We start from the raw sequence: 19107 nt of genomic DNA on the forward strand, positions 1-19107 counted from the left end.
GTACGGTGGAAACCCGCGCTGAATGCCTTTGCCATCACTTTCGCCGGGCGTTGGCCGGCAGCCGAAACCTACTAACTAAAATGCTGAAAACACCGAAAAAGTTACAGACCCCAGTGAGCGTGCCGTGTGTTCCTAGGGCTCGCGAGGCCAGGAACAGGTGGTTGGTCGCTGGCGCCAGGTCGGCGTTACCTCTCACACAGCGCCAGGAGTGTGGCACGGGACCCAGCGAGACAATCCCTCACGGTTCCATTCCCAGGCCGTTCAAGCTGCGTCATTCGGCCAGTTGCTGGGGCGTAGCCTTGGTTCAGCTAGTAGATGGGATGAATGGGGATGCGGGTGTGCGGTTTGAATGAAGGGTTTCGGGAGGAATTACCGGCATGACGACAACTGATGGAACTAGAGCGGCAGGTCCGTTGTGGAAACGGGTGAGCGCCGATTTGTTGAGCGAGCTCCAACGTGGCACTTTCGATGCCCGGTTCCCGGGCGAGCTTGAGTTGGCGCAACGATACGGGGTCAGCCGCGGAACGATCAGGGCAGCGTTGAGGCCCTTGCGGGACGCGGGGCACGTTAACGCGCATCCCGGGCGAATGTCGCGGGTCCAGGCGGGAGGAAATACAGCCTTCGGCCCGTTATACAGCCTGCTGGCGTCCGTGCGAGACTCTGGGATGGAACACCGAAGCGTTGTGCTTCAACAGGAAATCACACAGAGTCCTGCCACGGCGACCCTGCTTTCCTTGAAGCAGGACGCCGAATTCTTCCATCTCACTCGGGTGCGCTTTGCCGACGAGGAGCCAATTGCGCTGGACGAAGTGTGGATGCCTGCAGATATTGCGGGAGGTTTAGTGGATTCAGATTTCACCAGGAACTCCTTGTATGGGGAGCTCGAAAAGCATTGCGGAATGGTCCTCAACGGCGGAACTGAGCAACTCTCGGCTGTCCTGGCCGCTCCGGAGCACTCGAGGCTTCTGCAATGTGCCGCCGGTTCGCCACTTCTACTGATCGAGCGAACTGGGTGTCATCGGGCGCAATACGTCGAGTTCCGACGAACCTATGTTGTGGGTGACCGGGTGGAGATTGCGACCAACTTCGGGTGTAAAGCGGATCCGCCGACGTCCTGAACAAACGGCCGTTATACCGACTTCGCTGGGACTGGGCAACGATCCTCATACGTGGCGCGCCGGTAGAAGGCCCAGGAGAGTAGGCCGATAGCGAGAACCGCGAGGACGGGTTGAATGGGCTCGAAGTACTGCATCGCTCCCGAGGTTCCCAGAGCGAGCAAGACGATCTTGTTGCACACGGGGCAGCCGACGGCAAAGAAAGTCACGATCGCCCCCGCGATGCCCGAACGGGTCCGCGGAGATTCCACAATCCGATCCTGGGCGATATAGGTACCGAGGACCAGGCCGCTTAGCGCCGAGGAGATGATCAGCGCTGGCACCGACCACCAGGTGGGGGGAACTTCACGGCTGAATAATGGCGTGTCGATGAGATCGGTCGGAATGGCTACGAGCAGGAAGGTCGCCACCGCACCGAATAACACGGCGATCCACCGGCGTAAGGGCCACCGAAGAAGAGCGTTGAGCAGAGTGGGTCGCTGGGTCGTGGGGTTCTCGGTGCGGGGAGTCATGGAGCTTCCTTTGACACTTGATCCGAAGACGCTTCTGGTGATGCGGGGTCATTCGGGGGTGCTGATGACCTGTGGCTGCGCCGGCGTAAGTAGATGGCGCCGGTTGCGGTGAGGAGCATGAGAATTAACAGCATGACAGCTACGTCGGGGATTGAGTCCGCGAAGGTACGTACCGCGTTCTCGAGGGCGAACTGGTCGGTAACGGAAAGGATCCCACCCAGACTCGCTGTTCCGTCTGTGGCGATGAGGAAGATTCCGATGCCGATTGAAAGGGAGCCAGAGATCACCATAATCCAGGTGTTGGACCACCGTCCGATGGTTACAGGGCGGGGACGAAGCCACCGACGTCCGGAAACACCGAGGCGGTCCCACAGCGCAGCGAGGAAGAACAGCGGGACTGCCATTCCCAGTGCATAGATGGCGAGCAGAATTCCGCCGTAGACGGCGTTGCTGCCAGCTGCGGCGACGGTAAGAATTGACCCAAGGATGGGTCCGGTGCAGGCTCCTGCGACCCCGTACGCCAATCCGAGGACGAAGACGGAACTGCCGGAACCGACAGTCGCGGACCGGGTGCGGATGAATGCCGGTAGGCGGACACCGAGGATCTGAATGAGACCCAAAACGATCATGAGGGCGGCTGCGAGCCCGATGAGAATGTGTCTGTCAGTGGTGACGAGGGACCCCAGGGTGCCAGCGAAGACCCCCAGGGGTACGAGGGTGCACAACAATCCTGCGTAGAAGAGCATGGTCCGGCCGACCAGTTGCCGTTTTGTGCTGAAGGCATACGCGAAGAATGCTGGCAGCAACAATGCTGAGCACGGACTGAGGAGGGTGAGGAGACCACCGAGGAACGCCCCGCTGTACCCGATTAGCATTACTGGAGACTGGTTTCTGCCAGCACAGTCTCAATGGCTTGTTCAAATACTTCTACCGGTTGGGCGCCCGAGATGGGGATGTCGTTCACCAGAAACAAGGGTGTTCCGGTAGCTCCCAGGGCTGCGGCTTCCTCAGCGTCGGTTTGAACAGCCTGATTGAGCTCCTCCGAGTCCAGATCCGCTGTGAACGCCGTGATGTCGGCTACCCCAACTTCTTCTGCGATGCGGATCAGCTCCTCGCGCGGGAGGCTGATGTGTCCGCGGTCGGGGGCCGCAGCGAAGACGGCTTTATTGAACTCCCAGAACCTATCCTGTTCCCCTGCTGCCCGGCCGGCAACTGCAGCATCAAGAGACTCAGTTCCGAAAACAGGTAAATCTCGCCACTCAATCCTTAGTTCTCCGCTAGCAACATACTGCTCGACCAACGCCGGCAATGTCTCGCGAGAGAAAACCCCGCAGAACGGGCATCTGTAATCGGCGTATTCGACCAGAACAACGGGGGCGTCGACCTCACCCATTGCTAACGGGTCGTCGGCGATGCGCCGGGATAAATCGAACTTCTCTTCCTCCCGGCCGCCGGATTCCTCTGCGACGTCTGTTCCTGATCCATCAGAAGCGGGTGAGGAGGCTCGCTGGGAAGCGATCAAGCCAATAATCAGGATGAGCGCGGCGACAAGCAGGGCAGCAATGAGGGTGGCCGATCGAACACCCGCGGTTCGTTGATCAGATTCTTGTGGCATTCATTACTCCTGGCGTCGTGCGCCCCATGGGAAGGCACAAGGGGACGGAAAAGGGGGATTCACCCGGACACCAGATCCCTGTTTGTCGGATCTGGTGTCCGGGCGCGTCCGAGAAACACCGCTGTCAGCGAGGTCAGAGCCCCACCAGCGGCGTTGGATAACTAGATGTTGACCCGGTAATAGACAGGACCGGAACCCACATTGACGGATTCCTCAACGGTCTGGTTACCGTTCCAGCCGCTGTGGATGGCTCGTCCGTCGCCGAGGTAGACGGCGTTGTGTGAAAAGCCCATCCCGCCGTCGGCGTAGTAGACGAAGTCGCCGGGCTGGGGATCTGATACCGGAGTAGCGAAGGCCATCAAGGACTCAGGGGACTCGTCTCCCACCCCCATCACCCCGGCGGCTCGCAATGCCCCTTCGCCCAGGACGGTGCAGTCCTGAATAGCGCCCAACTGCGTGTTGGCGAAGGCAAGAATACGGCTGTTGGCAGTACCGCTCTGGGGAGCGTCCGAGGAATCCCAGATATTTCCTGACTCGCTGCTCACCCGGTTACTCAGGGGACTGATCGATGCACTTTGTGTACTCACGCTAAAGTCGGAAACCGCTGATGACGAGGCTGCGGAGCCAGAGGCAACCGGTGCAGCAGTCACGGCATTCGACTCCTCGGACAGCACGATGGTGTTTCCCGGGTAGATGATTGACGTGACGGTGAGCTGGTTTAGGCTCAGCAGCTTGTGCAACGCCACACCTGTCTGAACGCTGATAGCGCCCAGCGAATCACCTGACTTCACGGTGTACGCAGTGCCTTGATTGGTGGGGCTCGCCTCCACTTCGACTGTTGAAGCAGCCGATGAGAACGATGAAACGGTGTGATCCTGCGCCGGGTGGGCGATCGCCGAAGCGTGGGCGGGGCTTGCTCCCGCCGCAAGCATTCCGGAAGCAACCACAAGCGCGGCGATCTTGGGTCCCCCCTGAGGCAGGACGGCTTGCCTGCTGAGGAGAAGAATCGAACGGCTTTTCGTATCGGCGCGATGTCGGGCGCGCACAGTATTTGATGACATGAATAATCTCTCCCTATACCTACGAGGTGAGCTGTCGGATTCGGATGGGAGACACCCGGCCGCACGAGGACAAACGCCCCGCCCGGCTTCACCCCAAGGGTTCCTAAAGAACCCACCTATGGTTTCCCCGCCCCAGCCTTCCTATCTAAAGGACCAAGGCCTTTGGCTGGGTTCGGTAAAAGGCCTCGATAAGCCCCACCTTCAGTGGGGCACTGTATTAAACCTACTCGGAAAAACTAAATGTACAAACATTTACACTGACGGCGCCTCCCTGGTTGGCAACCTCAATGAAGAGAGAGCGATTCCCAGGCATCAGTGGAGCGTCAGACCACTCCCGTGGTGCCCAGGAGTGACCCGATAAGGAAAGTGGCTGCCAATGCCAGCGCGCCGCCAAGAACGATCCTTACGGTCGGGCGCGTCGCCGGGTTGCCGCCAATCCGTGCGCTGCCGTAGCCGGTTACGGCGAGGGCAATCAGGACTGCGACGAAGGTCGCGAGGACACGAGTTTCCTCTGGAAACAGAAGAATCGTCAGCAGGGGGAGGATCGCGCCAAGGGTGAAGGCCAGCGCAGATGCGGCCGCAGCAGCTAGCGGGCTCGCCACGGCGTCCTCGCGCAATCCGAGTTCAGCTTCGAGATGGGCCCCCAGGGCATCGTGTTTGGTGAGTTCCACTGCCACCTGATGGGCTGTGTCCCGGCTAAGCCCCTTCGATTCGTAGATTCCGGCCAGCTCCGCAAGTTCCGCTTCAGGCTCGGTTTCAAGCTCAAGGCGTTCCTTGGCGATGAGGGCCTGCTGGCTGTCTTTCTGACTACTCACGGACACATACTCTCCGAGGGCCATGGATATCGCGCCGCCGACAAGACCGGCAATGCCAGCGGCAAGAATCACGGGGGTTGCCGTTGTCGCTCCCGCAACTCCGACGACGAGGGCAGCGACCGAGACAATCCCATCATTGGCTCCAAGCACACCCGCTCGAAGCCAATTGAGCCTGCCATGGATGGTGTTGTCATGGGGTTCGTCACTATGCGTGCCTGGTACGGGAGAACTAGTCATTCCCGTAATCTAGGCCTCCACGAGCCAGTACACCAGTAAGGATCGACTCTCCTGTCGGGATTCCGATTCGGGTGACCTCGACGGAATTCGCTGTGATTCACTGCGGCGCTGAAAGGGGCTTGCAATAGTCACCGCGCCGGCCGTTTTGTTCCGGGCGCCGGCGAAGAGGCATGGGATTCTTTGACCGAGTAAGGTAAGCGAACCAAGTAGGCACCACATACCGCAATTGCGGTTCGAAGTTCGAGGAGGAAACGTCATGACCGGAAGTGTGATTGTTGGTGTGGATGGAAGCGAGACCGCGTACAAGGCAGCCTCGCGCGCCGCGACTCTTGCCGAAGGCCTCGATGCAGAACTTGTGGTGGTCAGCGCGCACATTACGGGTAACACGGAAGTTGTCCATATCGGCAACGACACTTGGATACTGGATGATGCTGAGCAGGCTCTCAAGTTGGCCGAGCAGGTTGCAGTGAAACTGCGAGAACAACACCCTTCCGTGAAGGTGCGCCCCGCTGCGGGGCGGGGCAAGCCGCAGGATGTCCTCATCGAGGAAGCCGAGCGTGTCGGTGCCCAATTGCTGGTGGTAGGTAACGTGGGAATGAAGGGGCTTCGACGGGTTCTGGGAAGCGTTGCGTGGAGTGTCGTACATAACGCACCCTGTGACGTGCTCGTCGTGAAGACCGCCTCCTGATTTCACTGCAGCTCCCAAGCTGCGGCCTGGGCTGAAACGAGGACTGCGCGCGGCGACAAAGTCAGATCGACATACTTCGCAACGGGATCGTTCGTCTCTTCGGCTTGAGTCGTAACATTGAAGCGGATACGGACTTCGGTTTCCGAAACGCGTTGTAAAGGACTATAAGAACTTGTCACTCGAATCACTGCCCGTCCTGGATTACTCTCAGCTGAACGCAGGGCCCGAGGAGGCATCGGACTTCCGGGACGATCTGCGCAATGCGATGCACGAGGTCGGATTCCTGTACCTGGCAGGTCATGGCATCCCGCAGGAGCTCACTAACGCCATGCTCGCTACCTCCAGACGCTTCTTCGACTTGTCGGAGGAGCAAAAACTGGAGCTGGAGAACGTTCATAGCCCCCAGTTTCGTGGCTACACCAGGATGGGCGCCGAATTGACTGATCGGGCGGTGGACTGGCGAGAGCAGATCGACATTGGCGTCGAGCGCAACGCTGTGGAACCGGCGGCAGGGGTCGCTGACTACTGGCGGTTGGAAGGCCCCAATTTGTGGCCGGCTGAATTGCCCGAGATGCGGAAGATCGTCTCTGAGTGGACTCAGCGACTGAGTGCCATTTCCCTCGACCTTTTACGGGCGCTTGCCGTGTCTCTCGGTGCACCGGAGGACAGTTTCGATGAAGCCTTTGGTTCAAGCGCCTTCCCGATGCTGAAAATCGTGCGTTACCCGGGGGAGTCCGGCAACGAGCCGAAACAAGGCGTCGGGTCGCACCGCGACGGCGGAGTGCTCACACTGCTCCTGGTGGAACCGGGAAAGGGCGGACTCCAGGTCGAATACCAAGGAGAGTGGATCGACGTACCTCAGGTCCCTGGAACGTTCGTGGTCAACATCGGTGAAATGCTCGAATTGGCGACAAACGGCTACCTCAAAGCGACACTGCACCGTGTCATCTCACCTGGTACCGGAACCGACAGGATTTCCCTGCCCTTCTTCTACAATCCGGCGCTGGATGCCACCATGCCCGCACTGCGCATGAGCCCGCAGTTTCACGCCAAGGCCCAGGGGCTGTCGGTGGACCCGACCAACAGCCCAATCCTTGAAACCTATGGGGATAATGCTCTGCGCTATCGGTTGCGGGCCCACCCAAACGTTGCCGCGCTTCACCACGCCGACCTCCTGCAGCAGCAAGGGCAGCAATAGGGAACGTAGACAGTCACCAGGCATGAAGCGCAGCGGAACCGCTGTACCGATCCGTTGGTTAGCCACCCAGCGTCGCAAGCAGCGGACTCATCCGGTAGGGGATGGGCTGGCGAAGAAACATGCTGGTTCTGGTTCGCAGGATTCCGGGGCAGAGGCGAATCTCTTCTGACACTCGGTAGAGGTCGTCCGGGTCGCGAGCGACAACCCGGCAGAGAAGGTCCGTTTCTCCTGCGGGTGCAAGACATTCGACAATTTCTGGAATGGCGCGGAGCCCTTCAACGGCAACATCGATCCTGTGCTGGTCAAGCTCTGCGGCTACATGCGCTGATATGAACAGGCCGAGGGCCTCTGGCACGATGCGCACGCTGTTATCCCGCAGGGCACCTTGTGACTCGTAGCGCTCCAGGCGCGCCTGGACCGTGCCGCGGGCCAACCCTGTGCGGTGCGCGATGGCCAGCACGGTCATTCGAGGGTCAGCGTCGAGTGCTTCGAGGACAGCGCGATCAATAGCATCCCTGATCGGACGTTGATCTTTGTTGATGGCCATGGTTCTCCTCAATAGGCGCGGTCAGGATGACCAAGGTTGACATCCGGATAACTAAAAGTCTAGTCAGATTGACTACCAAATACGCCGACTGTTGCACACAGGTATGACGATGTTGCTCAATGGAAGACAGAAAGGTCAGGAATGGAGATCCCCTTCCCAGGCTTTGCAAGCAGCTAGTGAGTACACCCCTCCAAGGTTGCGAAGTGTCGCTCCCATAAGGAGCGCACTCGGTCCGTCGCCCCACCCCTGCTGCGGACTCCATTGAGCTGGATTGCGGCCGACGCCACCGCTGGAAGGGTTCATATCTACGGTTGACCTGCACACTGGTTCTTGTCCCTGCGGTGGTCTGTGGGACGCTCGTAACAGGCGAGACACTGAATGCAAGGTGTTGCCGGAGGTCATAGAGACGCCAAATATCGGTTTGTTGAGATGCCGGCGCGTCGTACCGGCCATGACAAGATCGAACCACCTGGGAGGTCACCACGAAGAAGTTTGCGTTCTTGCCTGCACTTGTATTGTTGGTGGCCGGTGCTGGCTGCGCTCCGGCGACAGGGAAGCCGACGGACATGGCTCCCGAAGAAACCTCGACGGCTATACCCTCTGCCGCCGATATGCTCCCGACGGATGCTGAACGTTCAGCGGAGCGTCCGTCGGCCCCCGTAGCGGAAGCACCCGAGTCACTTGATGAAGACATCACAGCGATCCTTGACGCCGCAGGTGACTACCGCGTCGGGGTCGCGATAGCCGACACTTCCGGCGATAATGCACGACTTTTCGGGGAAGAGTCAGCGTTCTTTGCTGCCAGCACGGCAAAGATCATTACGGCTGCAGCCTTCTACCATTCAGTCGAAGACGGCGAAGCCAGTCTCGATGAAAACCTGGGCAAAGAAGACGCGGGCTTCCAGATCCAGGACATGGTCAACAACAGTGACAACAATGCCTGGTTGCTCCTGATGCAGTCGGTCGGTTATCCGGAACTGACTGACTATGCCGAGTCCCTTGGTGTTGCCTATGATCCCGAGGAAAATCTGCTTACCACCGCGGATATGGCGCGGGTGCTGACAATGCTTCATGAGGGAGAACTGCTGAACCGGGAGAATACAGCTCAGTTGCTGGGCTACATGCAGGAAACGAACAATGAAGAACTAATCCCTGCAGGAGCCAGTCCGGAGGTCACCGTGCATCATAAGTACGGACTGATAGGTTCAGATCTTCACGATGCTGCACTCCTGACCCATGGCGATTCCACTGTAGCCCTGGTGATCTATACCAAGAACACCGGTGACGGTAGTGAAGCCGATCAGATCCAGCTAATTCGTTCCCTGACCCGCGCGGCTGAGGATGCGCTCTTCGCTGCTGACTTATGAGTGCCTGTGATTCCAGAGGCGAAGGCAGCGGGACTCGCAACGCCTGAGGCGAAAGCATGTGCGGAAGCTTTCTCCCAAGGGAAGATCATGCCGGTTAGGCGAGGGAGAGGAAAAGCTTCTCGAGTTCTTTCCTGTCCATCGTGGCGTCCTCGCGAACGATGCACTGCTCGAGACCGCTGGCAATAATAGCGAAGCCCGCCCTATCGAGTGCCTTGGAAACGGCGGCCAGCTGCGTCACGATGTCCTTGCAGTCCTTGCTCTCCTCAAGCATGCGCGTAACAGCAGCGAGCTGACCCTGCGCACGTTTAAGTCTGTTGACGACCGGCGCTAGTTCAGTCGAATCAAGTTGCATGAGATCTCCAAGGGCTTAGATTGTGTACGATCCATCGTATACCCCCTGGGGTGTTTTGCATACCCATGGGGTATCTGCAATACTCGGTCGGGTATCCAATACATCCTTTTGAGAGGCACACATGACTCCTGTTTCCACGTCCACTTCCATCACAGCACTTGATCCGGGGACTCTGCGTGAATGGGCGACAGAGCATCAGGACCTCGTCGTGATCGACGTCCGCTCCGCCGCCGAATTTGAGTCCATGCATATCCGCGGCTCCTACAACGTGCCGCTGCCGTTGCTGTCAGAGCACACCGATGAGCTTGCAGCCCGCCTGGCCTCACGCGTCGTGCTGGTCTGTCATTCCGGCATCCGCGCCGAACAGGCCCGCCAGCGGCTAGCAACCTCAGGTATTGACACTGCCTATGTACTGACCGGTGGTGTTCCAGGATTTGCTGCCGCCGGTGGAGATGTAGTCAAGGGTAAGGACCGCTGGGATCTAGAGCGTCAGGTCCGTCTCGCAGCAGGTTCCCTGGTGATGGTGGGCCTCACTGGAGGTAAATTCGTATCACCGAAAATCCGTTTGTTGGCCGGTGTCATTGGCACTGGTCTCACCTTCTCGGCCGCAACCAACACCTGTGCGATGGGTAAAGCCATCTCGACGATGCCGTGGAACAGGGCCGCTGTTGATCCCACACGCGAAAGTGCCATACTGACTCTTCCCGTTGCTAACGCCGGAGATGAGACCACAGCCTCATGACCACCACCCTGGTCCTGGTTCTGGCCCTCTCTGTGGTGATCGGGCTCTCCCTCGGCGTGCTGGGTGGCGGCGGATCGATCCTCACCGTCCCAATCCTGGTCTACGTCGCCGGGTTTGAGGCCAAGGAGGCTATCGCCGCTTCCCTTTTCGTCGTCGGCGTCACGTCAGCGGTCAGTGTCATCAGTCACGCCCGTGGGGGGAGGGTGATGTGGCGAACCGGCTTGATCTTTGGCGCGGCCGGAATGGTCGGTGCATTTGCCGGCGGTCTCCTGGGTGGCCAAATCCCGGGGCAGATCCTGCTCATTGCCTTTGCGCTCATGATGGTCGCCACCTCCGTGGCGATGCTTCGCGGACGTAAGAAAAAATCGACGGACAGCGGTGAGCCAGTCAAGCACGAACTTCCTATCGGCAGAGTGCTGCTGGATGGGGCTGTTGTGGGGCTTGTGACTGGACTAGTCGGCGCAGGCGGCGGATTCCTCGTCGTTCCAGCGTTGGCATTGCTCGGTGGCTTGCCGATGTCGATTGCCGTCGGTACCTCGCTCGTCGTCATCGCCATGAAGTCCTTCGCCGGACTCGCTGGGTATCTGACGACGGTGCAGATCGACTGGGGTATCACCCTGGCCGTGACCGCGGCGGCCGTCGTGGGCACCCTAATTGGCTCCAGACTGGCCGGGCGAATTCCCGAGGTGGCGCTGCGGAAGGCATTTGGGTGGTTCGTTCTGGCAATGGGCACGTTTGTACTCATTCAGCAGGCACCCGCTGACCTGCGGTGGTTCTTTGTTGCTGGGGTTGCCGCACTCGCGGCAGTCGGCGTTGTGGCCTGCTGGTTCTTCCTCAAATCGTGTCCCCTTCGCAAGCCTGACGGGCCACGACGCGAGAAGGCCCCGTCGCCCGCCTGAATCACAGCCCGCGCCAGGCGAGACCTGTGGGCCCACCCGCAATCCAATCGTTCGGCGGACAAGACCTGACCGCTGCCACACCCTAATGAACTATTGAAGGAGAAAACCATGGCTGAAATCACCATCAATGAGGCCGACCAACGCCGTTCAGAGTCGATCATCCTCGATGTTCGGGAAGATTTTGAGGTAGCCGAGGGCATGATCCCCGGGGCGTTGCATATCCCGATGGGCGAGTTGCAGGCGCGACTGTCCGAACTGAATCCGTCGGTTCATGTGATCGCGGTGTGCCGGAGCGGCAACCGCTCCGCCCGGGTTGCCGACGCGTTGAACGGCGCAGGGTTTACCGCCGACACGATGGCCGGTGGAATGTCTGCCTGGACCAAGGCCGGTCTTCCGACTACCTAACCCATTCCGCCGGTGGCCGCCATGGGGGCGTGCCCCGGAGCGTGAAGCATAGAAGAATGTTGCCTTGCCATATACCCCTAGGGGTATTACAGTAGTAATAGATCAAGACCACGAACGAAGGAGATCAGCAGATGCTTATCGAGCGTATTTACGATGAAGACCTCGCACAGGCCAGCTACCTGATTGGCTGCCAGGCCAACGGCACCGCGGTAGTTGTCGACGGCCGCCGCGACATCGCCGTCTACCAGGATCTGGCCCAAAAGAACGGCATGGAAATCATCGCCGTCACTGAAACCCACATCCATGCCGACTACCTCTCAGGTACCCGCGAACTCGCGGCCGCCACCGGTGCAAAGATTTACGTCTCCGGTGAAGGTGGCCCCGACTGGCAGTACGAATTTGACGGCGAACGGCTCTACGACGGCGACAAAATTGTCATCGGCAACATCACCATCAAGGCCGTTCATACCCCTGGCCACACCCCGGAGCACCTGTCCTTCCTGGTGACCGACGGAGCTTTCAGCTCCGAACCCGGCTTCCTGCTGTCGGGGGACTTTGTATTCTCGGGAGATTTGGGGCGCCCCGATCTGCTGGATGAGGCAGCTGGCGGCGTTGATACCCGATTCGAGGGTGCCAAGCAGTTGTTCACCAGCCTGCGGGATAAGTTTCTGACCCTGCCCGACTATGTCCAGGTCCACCCTGCCCACGGTGCCGGCAGTGCCTGCGGTAAGGCCCTCGGGGCAATCCCGTCCTCCACTGTGGGATACGAGCGCCTGTACGCCTGGTGGGGACCGTATCTCGCGGCCAATGACGAACAGGGCTTCATCGACGAACTGCTTGATGGACAGCCCGATGCTCACGCCTACTTCGGTCGAATGAAGAGGGAGAATCGTGAAGGTCCAGTAGTCATGGGCCAGCGAGCACCCTTGACAGAGCTGAGCATCGCCGACGTCGCCGCAAAGCTAGCCGACGATCAGGTCACCTTCATCGACACCCGGTCACATACCGAGGTGCATGAGGGCACGGTTGCCCGCTCCCTGAACGTTCCTGCCGGCAAGTCAGTGGCAAGCTACGGAGCATGGGTGGTCAACCCGGAAACGGACAAGAATCCGCTGGTGCTTCTGGCCGCCGATCAAGAAATGGCGCAGGACATGTGGGATCACCTGGTCCGGGTAGGCATCGACAAGGTTGGCGGCTACGTCACCAGCATTGACGGGCTTCCCACGAACACCCCGAAGCTGATCCAGCCTGCGGAATTGGACGATTTCGACGCCGCCATGGTGCTGGATGTCCGCAACCGCACCGAACACACTGCCGGGCACATCCCCGGCTCGCACCAGCTCAGCGGTGGCCGTGCTATGTGGCACCTGGATGAACTGCCAGGTGAAGGAACCATTGTCACGTACTGCCAGTCCGGAGTGCGGAACTCCGTGGCGGCCAGCGGCCTTCGTCGCGCAGGGTACGACGTCGTCGAACTCGACGGAAGCTACGCGGGATGGGCCAGCTGGAAGCAGCAGGAAACTGTTTCCGCCAAGTAAACAGAGCCAGCTCAGTCCTTGAGCTGTGGCGGCGGCACGGTCAATCCGGTCGCCGCCACAGCATTTAACCTCGGCCATCGGTCCGTGACAGGAGAATATCCGTGAAACCCGGCAGAAACTCGTCGCCACCTAAACAGGGCGCTGCAATAGAGCTGGGATTGCGGCAGAATTTGGCGCAGTTCATGCTCCTCGTCGCAGTCAATGCCCTGGTGGGTGGCACTCTTGGCCAGGAGCGGACGGTGCTGCCCCTGCTGGCCGAGAAGGTCTTCCACCTCGAGCTCTACACCTCCGCGCTGACCTATATTCTCGCGTTCGGTCTCGCGAAGGCTGCAACCAACTATTTTGCCGGCACTCTCGCAGACCGCTACGGGCGCAAACCAGTCCTCATTTCCGGCTGGCTGATCGCGTTGCCGGTCCCACTCCTGCTGATCTTCGGGCCGTCCTGGGGGTGGATTGTGGCAGCCAACGTCGTCCTCGGCATCAGCCAGGGCCTAACCTGGTCAATCACCGTCATGATGAAAATGGACCTGGTGGGTCCCGAACGCCGAGGACTGGCGATGGGCCTGAACGAAGCGGCTGGCTACCTCGGCGTCGCGGGAGCAGCACTGGCCACCGGCTACATAGCATCGACCTATGGGTTACGTCCCGGACCGTTCCTGCTGGGTGCCGTCTTCATTGCTCTTGGGCTCGGGCTATCCGCCCTGACCATCCGCGAAACCCATCACCACGCCAAAGCCGAAGCGGCTCGGCATGTCAGCGTCCATGCCGGCACCGAAGCAGGGCTGAGCAGCCGTGCCGTCTTCACCCTGACGAGTTTCCGGGACAAATCCCTGTCCTCAGTGAGCCAGGCCGGCATGGTGAATAACCTGAACGATGGTCTCGCCTGGGGGCTGTTTCCCATCCTTTTCGCCACAGCGGGTCTGGGTCTTGAACGTATCGGTATTCTTGCTGCCGTCTATCCAGCTGTCTGGGGTGCCGGGCAATTGATCACTGGCGGTTTGTCAGATCGAATCGGCCGCAAGCCCTTGATTGTCGCGGGGATGCTGGTTCAAGCAGTCGCCTTGGTCATGGTCGCTGCTGGAACTGGCTTCGGAACCTGGCTTGCCGCCGTCATCCTGCTTGGTGCAGGCACCGCGATGGTCTACCCCACATTGCTGGCTGCGATAGGCGATGTCGCGCACCCCGAGTGGAGGGCCCGCTCGGTGGGGGTTTACCGGTTGTGGCGCGACGGTGGCTTCGCCGTCGGGGCCCTTCTCTCCGGCGTCATCGCGGACGCTTACGGTATTCCGGCTGCTGTGGCGGTCGTCGCGCTCGTCACCGCACTCTCGGGACTTGTCGTCGCGCTACGGATGCGAAACGGCGATCACAATGCCGCAGCTCATCCTTGACCAATACCCCTAGGGGGTATAGTGTCTGGGTACCGAGCGGGAAGTCCGAGCCCCAAGAGGGCCGCTTACTCCTTGAAGGTCTTTTGATGCGGCTGTAGCCCGCGGAATGACTGCCGGGCGCTGCACCCGTTGACTTCTAAATGACACCATTGCGTTTGTTAGGGGACCATCATGTCCAGTACTCCAGCTGCAGAATCAACTCCGAAGGTGAAAAAGAGCGAGGACCATGAGGTGCATTCTCATGGGGAGCATGCGGGGCATTCCACCGCAATGTTTAAGAACAAGTTCTGGTTGAGTTTGGTCTTGAGTGTTCCGGTGGTGTTGTTCAGCCATATGTTCGCCATGATCGTCGGCTACACGCCGCCGGATTTCCCCGGCGCGATGTGGATCTCACCGATTCTGGGTACCATCATCTTCTTCTATGGCGGTGCCCCGTTCCTCAAGGGCGGGATCACCGAACTACGGACCCGGCAACCGGGGATGATGTTGCTGATTGCGATGGCCATCAGCGTCGCCTTCATCGCATCCTGGGTGACCACCCTGGGGATTGGAGATTTCAATCTGGACTTCTGGTGGGAGCTGGCCCTGCTGGTGGTCATCATGTTGTTGGGGCACTGGATGGAAATGCGTGCCCTCGGATCCGCAGCGGGGGCTTTGGATGCGTTGGCCGCGCTGCTGCCCGATGAGGCAGATAAAGTCACCGACACGGGAATCGAAACCGTCTCCGTGAGCTCGCTGGCCACCGGCGACGTCGTTTTGGTCCGGTCAGGCGCACGGGTACCCGCCGATGGCGAGATCGTTGACGGTGTGGCCGAGTTCGATGAGGCGATGATCACCGGCGAATCCCGCACCGTGCAACGCACGGTCGGGGAGGTGGTGGTCGCGGGAACTGTGGCAACCGACAACGCGGTCCGGGTGCGGGTGACCGCCGTCGGAGCCGACACCACTCTGGCCGGGATTCAGCGTCTGGTCGCTGAGGCGCAAGCCTCGTCGTCGAAAGCGCAGGCCCTCGCTGACAGGGCCGCTGCCTTGTTGTTTTACTTTGCCCTGGTCGCTGGCATCCTCACTTTCATCGCGTGGATCCTGCTGGGTAGCCCCGATGATGCGGTCATCCGCACGGTCACGGTCCTGGTTATCGCTTGCCCGCATGCGCTTGGTTTGGCGATTCCCCTGGTGATCGCGATTTCGACGGAGCGCGCGGCGAAGGCGGGTGTGTTGATCAAGAACAGGATGGCGTTGGAGCGCATGCGCACTGTCGACATAGTGCTGTTCGATAAGACCGGCACTCTCACCGAGGGCCGGCACGCCGTCACCGCCACCACCACGTCCGGAACGATGTCCGATGCGGAAATGTTGGCGTTGGCCGCGGCGGCAGAGTCCGACAGCGAACACCCGGTGGCACGCGCCATCGTCAACGCAGCTATGGACACGCCAGAAGCGGCGGTGTTCGGTTATCGGGGAAGCGACTTTTCGTCGATGACCGGCCGGGGTGTCCGAGCCACTGTCAACGGGACCGAAGTCATTGTTGGTGGCCCGAACATGCTCAGGGAACTGCAGTTGGAGACCCCGTCGGACATGAGAGATACCGTCCAGGAATGGATCGGCCGTGGCGCTTCTGTGTTGCATGTGGTCCGTGACGGCACCGTGCTTGGTGCCGTGCGACTCGAGGACCGGGTACGGGATGAGTCCCGGGCCGCGGTGAAAGCGTTGCAGGACCGGGGCGTGAAGGTCGCGATGATTACCGGGGACGCACGCCAGGTGGCGGACGCGGTCGGGACTGAACTCGGTATCGACGAAGTCTTCGCCGACGTACTCCCGCAGGATAAGGACTCCAAGGTCGCGGAGCTGCAGTCCCGTGGCCTGAAAGTGGCGATGGTCGGCGACGGCGTGAATGACGCCCCCGCACTGGCCCGGGCAGAGGTGGGAATTGCCATTGGCGCCGGGACCGACGTCGCAATGGAATCCGCCGGCGTGGTGCTGGCAGGCAACGATCCACGATCAGTCCTGGCGATGATCGATTTGTCCCGGGCCAGTTATCGGAAAATGATCCAGAACCTGGTCTGGGCGACGGGATACAACCTGATCGCCGTGCCCCTGGCCGCCGGCGTGTTGGCCTTCGCCGGTTTCGTGCTCTCGCCCGCGGCGGGAGCAGTGCTCATGAGTATTTCCACCATCGTGGTCGCATTGAACGCGCAACTACTGCGCAGGATCGACCTCAGCCCCGAACGCTTCACCACCTAAGGCTCTCACTCAGCGACGCACCTGCCCTTCGAGGGCACCACTACAGACTATTCATCAGATATTTCAAAAGGATCAGATCAGCATGAAGCGTTATCTCTCTTTGCCAGCATTAAGTATTGCCGCCGTTATTAGCGTCGCCGGGTGCAGCAGTGACACCAGCACCCCGGCTGCGGACTCGTCTGCCTCTGCTGAACAGAGCACTCCCACCGAATCCAGTGCTGTGGTGTCTGCCGAGCACAATCCCGCGGATGCCATGTTCGCCCAGATGATGATTCCTCACCACCAGCAGGCGGTGGAGATGAGCGAGATGATGCTTGCCAAAGACGACGTCAGCCCTGAGATTACCGATCTCGCCACCAGGATCAAGGCTGCGCAGGGTCCTGAGATCGATATCATGACCGGCTGGCTCGAAGCGTGGGACCGACCGGTCATGCCCGACGGTGGCATGGCTGGGCACGAGATGGGCGGGATGGGTGGGATGGACGGCATGCTGGATGAAGATCAGATGGCTGATCTGGAAGCGGCTGAGGGTGACGACGCGGTCGGGTTGTTCCTGGAATCCATGATTGAACACCACGACGGGGCGGTGGAGATGGCCCAGGAGGAAATCGATAACGGGGAGTATCCTGCGGCAATTGCTCTCGCCGAGACCATCATGGAAACCCAGCTGGCCGAAATCCAGGAAATGGAACAGCTGCTCGCCGAACTCTAACCCTGGTCGGCCGCGCTAATCGATCCGGGGGAGAGGGCCTCAGCCGTGGGTGGGCTCGCCGGTGACCCGGTGGTCAGCAAGATTGAGACCCTCCTGCACGAGCCGGGCCAGGTGTCCATCGACGATGCTGTACACCACGTTGCGGCTCTCCTTGCGGGTGGTCACCAGACCGGAAAACCGCAGTTTCGCCAGGTGCTGGCTCACAGATGTCCGTGATGCGCCAGTCTGGTCGACGAGTGAACTGACGTCGTTCGGGGCCTGGGCGAGGATCCACAGGAGATGCAGCCGGGTCGGATCGGCAAGCATCCTGAACACCGCTGCGCCAGCCTCGAGGCGGACGTTGTCGGGGACGCCAGGGTGATGCAGGCTCGGCGCGGGGCCGCTTCCATGATTGATCACGTCACCGGGCCTGCTGTCTAACCGAAACCTTGGGCGGACCTGGGTGCTGGTCATCGGGCCACAACCGCAACGCGGCCACCGTCCCCAGCGTAGCGAGAGCAGAAAGGACTACTGCCGCGGCCGGTTGTCCCCACCCCGCACCAACCCAACCGGCGATCGGGTAGGTGACGATGAAGCAGGCGTGTGACAGGGAGAACTGTGCGGTGAAGAGGTAACTACGGGTGCGGTCGGTGGCGGCCCGCCGGAGCAGCCGCGCCGACGGCGTATTGATCATTGAGGTGCCCGCGCCCAGTACCATCCACAGAGCGAGAAGTAACAGCCAGGATTGTTCGGTCCAGGCGATCACCGCGGCCGCGGCGGTCGCGAGCGCCAGAATAAAGCCGCCCCGAACCATCATGGTGCGGTCCGTCACCCGCTCAAGGATCCGTGGAGCGGCTAGCGCAACGACCATTGAGCCAGCGCCATAGCAGGCGAGGGCCACAGCCAGATCAGTAGTGGACCCACCAAATACGTCCAGGGCGTAGACGACGGTATTGACCAGCACCAAAGCCGTCCCGGAGGCCACCACAAGGTTCAAAGCCATCAAGCCCCGGAGGGACGGGTTGCCGAGGAATATTCGCGTACCCAAAGTGGTCCGGTGTAGTAGAGATCCGGTTCGATCCAGTGCCGGTATCCGCGGCAGCGCGGTGGTAAGCACAATTATCGCGGAGAGCAAGAATCCGGCCATCGTCCCGACGAACAGGTTGTGGTAGCTCATGACCGTCAACAACACCGCAGCGATCAGTGGGCTGAGCAGCGACTCCAGATCGTAGGCCAAACGAGAGAGCGACAGGGCTCGGGTGTAATCTTTCTCCTTCGGCAGAATCACCGGTATGAGAGCCTGAAATGCCGGAGTGAACGTGGCGGATGCGGATTGCAGGAGGAATACCAGCACATAAATCTGCCAGACCTGGTCAATGAAGGGTAATGCGAGTGCGATGGCCGCGCGCATTAGATCCGCCGCGACAAGAACCGTTTTGCGGGGTAACCGCTGAACCAGGGCAGCCATTATCGGAGCGACGAAAACGTAGGCCAGCATTTTGATAGTCAACGCGGTACCCAACACCGCACCGGCCTTCCCGCCGGCCAGATCAAAAGCCAACAGGCCTAGTGCCACAGTCAGCAAACCCGTGCCTAAGAGTGCAAGAATCTGTGCTGTGAACAGCCTCCGATAGGCGACAACCCGGAGAACCTCAAGCATGCGAATCCTGTCCATCAAACCTGCACTGAAGACCTG

The 19107-nt window shown here is 60.2% G+C and carries 20 protein-coding genes and 1 riboswitch; of the genes, 11 read left to right on the plus strand and 9 right to left on the minus strand.

The annotated features are described in order from the left end of the window. Positions 1-377 precede the first annotated feature (377 nt). Entirely contained in the window at positions 378-1118 is a 741-nt protein-coding gene (locus tag ACX80Z_RS10780) for a GntR family transcriptional regulator (protein ID WP_459315883.1), read from the plus strand. Between the two features lie 11 nt (positions 1119-1129). Here ACX80Z_RS10780 and ACX80Z_RS10785 read toward each other — a convergent pair whose 3' ends face one another. From ACX80Z_RS10785 to ACX80Z_RS10805, 5 genes are all read right to left on the minus strand, one after another. Continuing rightward, entirely contained in the window at positions 1130-1627 is a 498-nt protein-coding gene (locus ACX80Z_RS10785; protein WP_459315884.1) for a hypothetical protein, read from the minus strand. Continuing rightward, a complete protein-coding gene (locus ACX80Z_RS10790) occupies positions 1624-2502 on the minus strand; it encodes a cytochrome c biogenesis CcdA family protein (protein ID WP_459315885.1) in 879 nt (292 codons plus the stop codon). The genes ACX80Z_RS10785 and ACX80Z_RS10790 overlap by 4 nt, the downstream gene beginning before the upstream one ends. After that, positions 2502-3242: a DsbA family protein gene (locus ACX80Z_RS10795; protein WP_459315886.1), complete on the minus strand. Its 741-nt coding sequence runs from the start codon at positions 3240-3242 to the stop codon at positions 2502-2504. The genes ACX80Z_RS10790 and ACX80Z_RS10795 overlap by 1 nt, the downstream gene beginning before the upstream one ends. 161 nt (positions 3243-3403) lie before the next feature. Continuing rightward, positions 3404-4303 carry a LysM peptidoglycan-binding domain-containing protein gene (locus ACX80Z_RS10800; RefSeq protein ID WP_459315887.1) on the minus strand — a complete coding sequence of 300 codons (900 nt, stop codon included), beginning with the start codon at positions 4301-4303 and terminating at the stop codon, positions 3404-3406. A 2-nt stretch (positions 4304-4305) separates the two neighbouring features. After that, a riboswitch (cyclic di-AMP (ydaO/yuaA leader) is annotated at positions 4306-4484 on the minus strand. Positions 4485-4626: 142 nt separating this feature from the next. Then, positions 4627-5355 (minus strand): VIT1/CCC1 transporter family protein, encoded by a 729-nt coding sequence (locus ACX80Z_RS10805; RefSeq protein ID WP_024475551.1) that lies wholly within the window; start codon positions 5353-5355, stop codon positions 4627-4629. 256 nt (positions 5356-5611) lie between these two features. On the opposite strand from ACX80Z_RS10805, the gene ACX80Z_RS10810 reads away from it, so the two are divergent. Then, positions 5612-6043 (plus strand): universal stress protein, encoded by a 432-nt coding sequence (locus ACX80Z_RS10810; RefSeq protein ID WP_019482230.1) that lies wholly within the window; start codon positions 5612-5614, stop codon positions 6041-6043. A 172-nt stretch (positions 6044-6215) separates the two neighbouring features. Continuing rightward, positions 6216-7241: an isopenicillin N synthase family dioxygenase gene (locus tag ACX80Z_RS10815; RefSeq protein WP_116778843.1), complete on the plus strand. Its 1026-nt coding sequence runs from the start codon at positions 6216-6218 to the stop codon at positions 7239-7241. Positions 7242-7299: 58 nt separating this feature from the next. On the opposite strand, the gene ACX80Z_RS10820 is transcribed toward ACX80Z_RS10815, so the two are convergent. Then, on the minus strand, positions 7300-7788 hold the full coding sequence (locus ACX80Z_RS10820) for an Lrp/AsnC family transcriptional regulator (RefSeq protein WP_019482228.1): 489 nt from the start codon (positions 7786-7788) through the stop codon (positions 7300-7302). Positions 7789-8288: 500 nt separating this feature from the next. On the opposite strand from ACX80Z_RS10820, the gene ACX80Z_RS10825 reads away from it, so the two are divergent. Continuing rightward, positions 8289-9155 (plus strand): serine hydrolase, encoded by an 867-nt coding sequence (locus ACX80Z_RS10825; protein ID WP_237742062.1) that lies wholly within the window; start codon positions 8289-8291, stop codon positions 9153-9155. A gap of 94 nt (positions 9156-9249) precedes the next feature. Here the strand turns inward: ACX80Z_RS10825 and ACX80Z_RS10830 are convergent, their stop codons facing one another. Further along, entirely contained in the window at positions 9250-9507 is a 258-nt protein-coding gene (locus ACX80Z_RS10830; protein WP_019482226.1) for a metal-sensitive transcriptional regulator, read from the minus strand. 121 nt (positions 9508-9628) lie between these two features. Here ACX80Z_RS10830 and ACX80Z_RS10835 point away from each other — a divergent pair, with 121 nt between their 5' ends. From ACX80Z_RS10835 to ACX80Z_RS10865, 7 genes are all read left to right on the plus strand, one after another. Continuing rightward, the gene (locus ACX80Z_RS10835) at positions 9629-10249 is read left to right on the plus strand and encodes a rhodanese-like domain-containing protein (RefSeq protein WP_019482225.1); all 621 of its coding nucleotides are present in this window, start codon (positions 9629-9631) and stop codon (positions 10247-10249) included. Further along, complete coding sequence (locus ACX80Z_RS10840) at positions 10246-11148, plus strand: sulfite exporter TauE/SafE family protein (protein ID WP_019482224.1); 903 nt, start codon at positions 10246-10248, stop codon at positions 11146-11148. The genes ACX80Z_RS10835 and ACX80Z_RS10840 overlap by 4 nt, the downstream gene beginning before the upstream one ends. Positions 11149-11256: 108 nt before the next feature. Further along, a complete protein-coding gene (locus ACX80Z_RS10845; protein ID WP_024475554.1) occupies positions 11257-11553 on the plus strand; it encodes a rhodanese-like domain-containing protein in 297 nt (98 codons plus the stop codon). A gap of 131 nt (positions 11554-11684) precedes the next feature. Then, the gene (locus ACX80Z_RS10850; RefSeq protein ID WP_459315888.1) at positions 11685-13091 is read left to right on the plus strand and encodes an MBL fold metallo-hydrolase; all 1407 of its coding nucleotides are present in this window, start codon (positions 11685-11687) and stop codon (positions 13089-13091) included. 182 nt (positions 13092-13273) lie between these two features. Continuing rightward, on the plus strand, positions 13274-14479 hold the full coding sequence (locus ACX80Z_RS10855; protein ID WP_035746658.1) for an MFS transporter: 1206 nt from the start codon (positions 13274-13276) through the stop codon (positions 14477-14479). A gap of 270 nt (positions 14480-14749) precedes the next feature. Beyond that, complete coding sequence (locus ACX80Z_RS10860; protein WP_024475556.1) at positions 14750-16720, plus strand: heavy metal translocating P-type ATPase; 1971 nt, start codon at positions 14750-14752, stop codon at positions 16718-16720. 82 nt (positions 16721-16802) lie between these two features. Continuing rightward, complete coding sequence (locus tag ACX80Z_RS10865; RefSeq protein WP_459315889.1) at positions 16803-17432, plus strand: DUF305 domain-containing protein; 630 nt, start codon at positions 16803-16805, stop codon at positions 17430-17432. A gap of 39 nt (positions 17433-17471) precedes the next feature. Here the strand turns inward: ACX80Z_RS10865 and ACX80Z_RS10870 are convergent, their stop codons facing one another. Together ACX80Z_RS10870 and ACX80Z_RS10875 are read right to left on the minus strand one after the other, a co-directional pair. Then, positions 17472-17831, minus strand: coding sequence for an ArsR/SmtB family transcription factor (locus ACX80Z_RS10870; protein WP_459315890.1), 360 nt, complete (start codon positions 17829-17831; stop codon positions 17472-17474). Position 17832: 1 nt separating this feature from the next. Then, on the minus strand, positions 17833-19071 hold the full coding sequence (locus ACX80Z_RS10875) for an MFS transporter (protein ID WP_459315891.1): 1239 nt from the start codon (positions 19069-19071) through the stop codon (positions 17833-17835). Positions 19072-19107: the final 36 nt, after the last annotated feature.

The sequence above is a fragment of the Arthrobacter sp. TMT4-20 genome (genome assembly GCF_054510775.1).